The organism is Clostridium sp. AM42-4 (assembly GCF_003480105.1).
In the GTDB taxonomy this organism is placed as follows: domain Bacteria; phylum Bacillota; class Clostridia; order Lachnospirales; family Lachnospiraceae; genus Brotaphodocola.
Genome location: NZ_QUIK01000030.1, coordinates 3,081 through 3,888, shown reverse-complemented (window position 1 = coordinate 3,888; position 808 = coordinate 3,081). Strand labels below are relative to the sequence as shown.

Sequence of the window (808 nt, the reverse complement as noted above, 5' to 3'; positions counted from 1 at the left end):
TTACCACTGCTTCGGCTGCGGTGCGGATGGGGATGTGATTGATTTTGCCGCCGCCCTGTATGGGCTGGCAAAGAAAGAAGCCGCCGTACAACTGGCAAATGACTTTGGGCTTTCCTATGAGGACTGGAAACCGCCGGGAAAGGCAAAAAAGCCCAAGCCCCGGCAGAAATCCCCGGAGGAACAGTTTCAGGAAGCAAAGAACCGCTGCTTCCGTATCCTTGCCGATTATCTCCACTTGCTTATGGCATGGAGAACGGAATATGCCCCGCACTCCCCAGAGGAAGCCTTTCATCCCCGGTTTGTGGAAGCCTTACAAAAGCAAGCCCATGTGGAATATCTGCTGGATGTGCTGCTGTTCGGGGAGACAGAGGAAAAAGCGGCTTTGATTGCGGACTACGGAAAGGATGTGATACAGCTTGAACAGCGAATGGCAGAGCTTGCAGCCGCAGACGCAGCAAGAACTAAAAAACACCATGAACGCCATGCAGCCGCCCCAGAGCATTGAGGAAATCAAGGCGGGGCTGGAAACCACCGAGAAAGGCGGTGTCCGCCAGAGCATACGGAACTGCCTGACCGTATTCCAGCGTGACCCTCTGCTTTCCGGGGCTATCGCATACAACATCCTGACCGACCGCAAGGACATCATAAAGCCCATCGGTTTTCACAGAGAAAGCACAGCCCTGAACGATACGGATATGAAGTATCTGCTTCTCTATCTGGAAGAAACCTATGGGCTTACCAATGAGAAAAAGATTGATAATGCCATCGGGATTGTGGCGAATGAAAACAAGTACCATCCCATCCGGGA

At 52.6% G+C, this 808-nt stretch carries 1 protein-coding gene and 1 pseudogene; both read left to right on the top strand.

The window, feature by feature from the left end:
• The coding region (locus DW922_RS16430; protein ID WP_243032275.1) for a CHC2 zinc finger domain-containing protein at nucleotides 1-505 on the top strand (505 nt) is incomplete at its 5' end.
• A pseudogene (locus DW922_RS18180) lies at nucleotides 474-808 on the top strand (virulence-associated protein E); the annotation flags it as partial. The gene DW922_RS16430 and the pseudogene DW922_RS18180, both read left to right, overlap by 32 nt.